The sequence below is a fragment of the Streptomyces sp. P17 genome (assembly GCF_032436805.1).
Classification (GTDB): Bacteria; Actinomycetota; Actinomycetes; order Streptomycetales; family Streptomycetaceae; genus Streptomyces.
Genome location: NZ_JAVRBF010000135.1, coordinates 1 through 5,299 on the forward strand (window position 1 = coordinate 1; position 5,299 = coordinate 5,299).

The window sequence follows — 5,299 nt, forward strand, 5'->3', positions numbered from 1 at the left end:
GGCGGTCGCGGATGTCTTGGGGAGCGGTGGCCGTCTGTCCCGTTTTCTCGGGGCCCGTCTGGTGACGGACGAGACGGTGGCGTTCGCGCTGGCGCAGGCGGATCCCGGGCGGCGGCGGGTGGCCTTCTGGGTCTCCGGGGTCGGGTTGTTCGTCGGGGGGACGCTCTTGTGAAGTCAAGCGCTGTGCCGACCCGCTCCCAGGACGTCGAGGCAGTCCTGCCAGGCGGAGACGAGCAGCAGCGGGCGCAGCCGGGTGAACAGGGCGAGCAGGTCGGGCCCCCACTGTGCGCGGAAGGCCGGGTCCCGGCGGGCGAGGTCGAGTTCGTTGGCCACGGTCACCTCGGCGAAGTCGCGGCGCAGATGCAGATCAGGGGCGTAGGTCCGGCCGGTGAAGCGGTCGCGGAAGGCGGGGGCGGAGTCCGCGAAGGACGGGTACGAGGCCGCGCGGTCGCAGCTCGCGTAGAAGTACACGATCGCCTCGGCGTCCGGGCCGATCACCTCGGCCAGGTCCTCGCGGTGGTCGAGCGAGAGCAGTGCGGCGGGGAAGCCGTCCGTGCCGTAGCAGGCGTGGCAGAGGCCGGCGAGCTGGAGGGCGGGGCGGGCGCCCCAGAGGGCGAGGCGGTCACGGACGCGTTCGAGGTGGGCCAGGAGGGTGCCGCCGGGGTGCGGGATCCGGTCGGCTCCCAACTCCCTCAGAAACGCCAGGGCATCGGGGCTGAAGCGGGAGCTGGACACGGCACCTGTCCCTTCGGGCTGTGGGGGGTGATCGGGTCGGCACCCGCTCCTTCCCGGGTGGAGCGGGTTGCCGCCCTGGTGGGCCCTGGACGATCGTCGTACGGACGGATGGTGCAGTCAATCCTTGGGAATCCTCGCCAACCCTTAGCAAGAGCTTGGGAGTTCACTTCGGGTCGGCGTTGAACTTCGCCGTCGACCAGCGGTATCCGAGCACCGCGAGCCCGAGGCACCAGGCGATGGTGAGCCAGCCGTTGTTACCGATCTCGGTGCCGAGGAGCAGGCCGCGCAGGGTCTCGATGGCAGGGGTGAAGGGCTGGTACTCGGCGATCGGCTGGAACCAGCCCGGGAGGGCGTCCAGGGGGACGAAGGCCGTGGACAGGAGGGGCAGCAGGATCAGGGGCAGTGCGTTGTTGCTGGCCGCCTCGGCGTTCGGGCTGATCAGGCCCATCCCGACCGCGATCCAGGTCAGCGCCAGAGCGAAGAGTACGAGCAGTCCGAAGGCCGCGAGCCACTCCAGGACGGTGGCATCGGTCGAGCGGAAGCCGATGGCGACACCGACGGCTCCCACCAGGACGACGCTGATGACCGCCTGGAGCACGCTGCCGATGACATGCCCGATGATCACAGAGCCGCGGTGGATGGCCATCGTGCGGAAGCGGGCGATGATGCCCTCGGTCATGTCGTTCGAGACGGAGACCGCCGTGCCGATCGTGGTGCTGCCGATGGTCATCAGCAGCAGGCCCGGCACGATGAAGGCGATGTACTCGGAGCGGTCCGGACCTCCTCCGCCGATGCCCGCGCTCATGGTGTCGCCGAAGATGTAGACGAAGAGCAGCAACAGCATGATCGGCGTGAGCAGCAGGTTCAGGGTGAGGGACGGGTAGCGCCGGGCGTGGAGCAGGTTGCGCCGCAGCATCGTCGTCGAGTCGCGTACGGCGAGAGAGAGGGAGCTCATCGGGCGTTCTCCTTGGACTGGTGGGGGACGGCCGCGCCGCCGGTGAGAGCGAAGAAGACGTCGTCGAGGTCGGGGGTGTGCACGGTCAGTTCGTCCGCCTCGACGCCGGCGGCGTCGAGCCAGTCGAGGATGGCGCGCAGTTCGCGCTGGCTTCCGTCGCTCGGGATCTGCAGGGCGAGAGACTCCTCGTCGCGGGTGGACTCGCTCAGTGCGGACGCGGCGGACTGGTAGGCGGCGGGGTCGGTGAAGCGGAGCCGGACGTGCCCGCCGGGGATCATCCGCTTCAGTTCGTCCGCCGTTCCCTCGGCGGCGATCTTGCCGTCGTTCAACACGGCGATCCGGTCAGCGAGTTCGTCGGCCTCCTCCAGGTACTGGGTGGTGAGGAAGACGGTGACGCCGTCGGAGACCAGCTCGCGGATGATGCCCCACATGTTGTGCCGGGAGCGTGGGTCGAGACCGGTGGTGGGCTCGTCGAGGAAGATGATCCGCGGGCTGCCGACCAGGGTCATGGCGAGGTCGAGGCGCCGCTTCATCCCGCCGGAGTAGGTGGACGCGGGCTTCTTCGCGGCCTCCACCAGATCGAAGCGCTCCAGCAGTTCGGCCGCGACCCGCCGCCCCTCGCTGCGCGAGAGGTGGTGCAGGTCCGCCATGAGAAGCATGTTCTCCTCACCGGTGATCAGGCCGTCCACCGCCGAGAACTGGCCGGTGACACCGATCGCCGCACGCACCGCCTGCGGATCGGCGGCGAGGTCGTGCCCGCCGACGCGGATCTCGCCCGCGTCGGCGCTGACGAGCGTGGAGAGGATCTTGACGGCGGTGGTCTTGCCCGCCCCGTTCGGGCCGAGCAGGGAGAAGATCGTCCCTTCCGGCACGGTCAGGTCGATGCCGTCGAGGACGGTCTTGTCGCCGTAGGACTTGCGCAGCCCGTTCGCCGCGATGGCCGGGTTCGTCATGAGGGAGCTCCTTAGAGGCTGCGGGCGGTGATGTCGCCGTGGGAGGTGGTGGCGCGGATGTCGAGTGCGGCGGAGCCGTCGTTCTTGAGGGCGTTGCTGATACGGCCGTAGCCGGTGCCGGCGTCCAGGGCCGCCGAGACTCCGGCGGCGGCGGTGACCGTGATGTCGCCGGACTGGGTGCTGAGGACGACCTCGCCGCGTACGGCCTCGGTGATCCGGATGTCGCCCCGCTGGGTGCTGATCTTGGCGGGGCCGCCGAGCCGGCCGACCTCGATGTCGCCGTCGGTGGCGGTGAGGCGCAGGCTCGCGGCCTCGTCGATCTTGATCCGGTGGTAGGCGCCCTCGAAGTCGACGTCGCCGAGCCGTCCGACGACGCGGAGTTCGGCGGCGGCCGTCTTCGCCTCGACGCGGGAGCCGGCCGGCAGCTTGACGGTGACCTCGACGGACCCGGACGGGCCGAGGAGCCGGTTGCCCGCCTCCGGCGCCTGGATCCGCAGGACACCGTCGTCGCCGTAGCCGACCTCCAGCTGCTCCGCCGCCTTGATGTCACGGGACTTGGCGGCGTTCGCGGGCCGGACCTCGACGACGGTGTCGGACCGGTCGGCGGCGATGAACTCGATGCGCCCGGCGGGGATGTCCAGGACGGCGGAGATCGGGGCGGGGGTCTTGAACGTGTGCATGGTGCTCTCCTTCTCATCCGGCGGACCCCTGTCGGCCCGTCCGTTTCTGATGACGGAAAAGCTACGTTGCGTTCAAAGAACTGGCAACACATTCGTTGCACTAAATAGCCATCATTGCAGCTCACAACCAATAAATCATTGCAACAGCTTGAAAGATAACGCAACAACGACACTCCGATTCGTTGCAATGGAATGGCGATGAACGCTATGCTGAGGACACCACGAACCACGAAGGAGACCACGATGCCGGGAGGCAGACTCACCCAGTCCGAACGCCAGCAGATCGCGCTGGGGCTGGCCGACGGCCTCGCCTACGCGGAGATCGCCCGCCGCCTCGACCGCCCGACCTCGACCGTCACCCGCGAGGTCATGCGCAACGGCGGCCCCACCGCCTACCGCGCCGACCTCGCCCACCGCGCCACCGAACAGCGCGCCCACCGCCGCAGGCAGCCCGCACCCCGCACCCCGGGCACGCCCCCGCAGGCCCACGGACGGGACGCCGAGGCGGTGCGCGAGTACGAGGAGGCGCTCACCACCGTGTTCATGCAGTCGGGCGCCCCCAAGATGGTGTCCCGGGTACTGGGCTGCCTCTTCACCACCGACGCGGGCAGCCTCACCGCGTCCGAACTCGCGCAGCGTCTCCAGGTCAGCCCGGCGTCCATCTCCAAGTCGGTCACGTTCCTCGAAGCCCAGGGCCTGGTCCGCCGGGAACGCGACGAGCGCCGCCGCGAGCGCTATGTCGTCGACGACGACGTCATGTACGAGTCGATGATGGCCAGCGCCCGCAGCACCGCCCATCTCGCCGAAACCGCACGCCAGGGTGTCCACATCCTCGGCACCGGCACCCCGGCCGCCGTCCGCCTGGAGAACATCGCGCGCTTCGTCGACTACGTCTCCGAGAGCATCATCCGCGCCGCCGAGCAGGCCCGCGAGATCCTCCACACCAAACCGGCACCGGCCTCGGACGAGGAGAACGCTCAGCGTTAGCTTGGGCGTTGTGACTCTTGACGATCTCCGGGTGTTCGTCGCCGTGTGCCGGGCCGGCAGCCTCAGTGCCGTGGCCCGGGATCTGTCCTGCACCCAGTCCGCCGTCAGTCAGCATGTGAAGCGGCTGGAGCGGGAGACCGGGGTCGCCCTGCTGGAGCGGCAGGCCCGCGGGGTCGTGCCCACTCAGGCCGGGCGGGTGCTGGAGGCCGCGGCCGCCGAGGGGCTCGGTGGGATCGACCTCGCCCTGCGGCGGCTCCGGGACCTCGTCGACGGCGAGACGGGGGCCGTGCGGGTGGCCACCGGCGGTACCACCGTGCGGCACTTCATGGCCGACGCCGTCGTGGCGTTCCGGCGGCTGCATCCCCGCGTCAGCCTCGAATTCCGTACGGAGAGTTCCAGCCGGGGCTGCTTCGACGCGCTCGTCGGCAGTGACCTCGACCTCGCCTGGGTCACCCTCGGCCCTCCCGTGCGGGGCATAGAGCAGCGGGGCGAGGTCGAACTCCCCTGGGTCCTCGCCGTACCGGCCGACGATCCGCTCGCCGCCCGCCCCGCCCTCGAACCCTCCGCGCTGCACGGGCTCCGGATCATCCGGCTCCCCCCGCACTCCACCTCCGCCGCCCATCTCGACGCCGCCTGCGCCGAGTTGGGCATACGGTTCGCCGCCGACACGAGCGTCGCCGACTGGGACACGGCCCTGCTGCTCGCAGAGTTGGGGCTCGGGCGGGCCGTCGTACCGGCCTTCCCGGGGATCGGGGACTCCGGGCGGGGGCTGGCCCTCGTGGAGCTTCCGGCGCTGCGGCCGCTGTCCGTGGGGTGGGCCGTCCGCCGTTGGGACGCGCTCAGTCCGCAGGCCCGGGCGTTCGCGGAGACCGTCTCCGCGACCTGCCGGGTCACTTCTGGCCGAGGCTGACCGTGAGGTGGGCCGCCGGGCGAGGTGTCAGCCTTTGGGGCTGGTCCTTTTCCCAGCGGCCTCCTCCCGAACCCGTCGT

At 70.3% G+C, this 5,299-nt stretch carries 6 protein-coding genes and 1 pseudogene; 3 read left to right on the plus strand and 4 right to left on the minus strand.

What is annotated here, in order from left to right; all coding sequences use genetic code 11:
- Nucleotides 1-151, plus strand: a pseudogene (locus tag RMT89_RS39590) (branched-chain amino acid ABC transporter permease); the annotation flags it as partial.
- 23 nt (nucleotides 152-174) lie between these two features.
- Here the strand turns inward: RMT89_RS39590 and RMT89_RS39595 are convergent.
- The 4 genes from RMT89_RS39595 to RMT89_RS39610 form a co-directional block, all read right to left on the minus strand.
- The gene (locus RMT89_RS39595) at nucleotides 175-735 is read right to left on the minus strand and encodes a DUF6817 domain-containing protein (RefSeq protein WP_315888596.1); all 561 of its coding nucleotides are present in this window, start codon (nucleotides 733-735) and stop codon (nucleotides 175-177) included.
- Between the two features lie 163 nt (nucleotides 736-898).
- The gene (locus RMT89_RS39600) at nucleotides 899-1,690 is read right to left on the minus strand and encodes an ABC transporter permease (protein WP_315888597.1); all 792 of its coding nucleotides are present in this window, start codon (nucleotides 1,688-1,690) and stop codon (nucleotides 899-901) included.
- Nucleotides 1,687-2,643 (minus strand): ATP-binding cassette domain-containing protein, encoded by a 957-nt coding sequence (locus RMT89_RS39605; RefSeq protein ID WP_315888598.1) that lies wholly within the window; start codon nucleotides 2,641-2,643, stop codon nucleotides 1,687-1,689. Before RMT89_RS39605 ends, RMT89_RS39600 begins: the two co-directional genes overlap by 4 nt.
- A gap of 11 nt (nucleotides 2,644-2,654) precedes the next feature.
- Nucleotides 2,655-3,323 (minus strand): DUF4097 family beta strand repeat-containing protein, encoded by a 669-nt coding sequence (locus tag RMT89_RS39610; RefSeq protein WP_315888599.1) that lies wholly within the window; start codon nucleotides 3,321-3,323, stop codon nucleotides 2,655-2,657.
- 243 nt (nucleotides 3,324-3,566) lie between these two features.
- Between RMT89_RS39610 and RMT89_RS39615 the strand changes: the two genes are divergently transcribed.
- Entirely contained in the window at nucleotides 3,567-4,310 is a 744-nt protein-coding gene (locus tag RMT89_RS39615) for a helix-turn-helix domain-containing protein (RefSeq protein ID WP_315888600.1), read from the plus strand.
- A gap of 10 nt (nucleotides 4,311-4,320) precedes the next feature.
- Nucleotides 4,321-5,220: a LysR family transcriptional regulator gene (locus RMT89_RS39620; RefSeq protein WP_315888601.1), complete on the plus strand. Its 900-nt coding sequence runs from the start codon at nucleotides 4,321-4,323 to the stop codon at nucleotides 5,218-5,220.
- The last annotated feature ends 79 nt before the right edge of the window (nucleotides 5,221-5,299 follow it).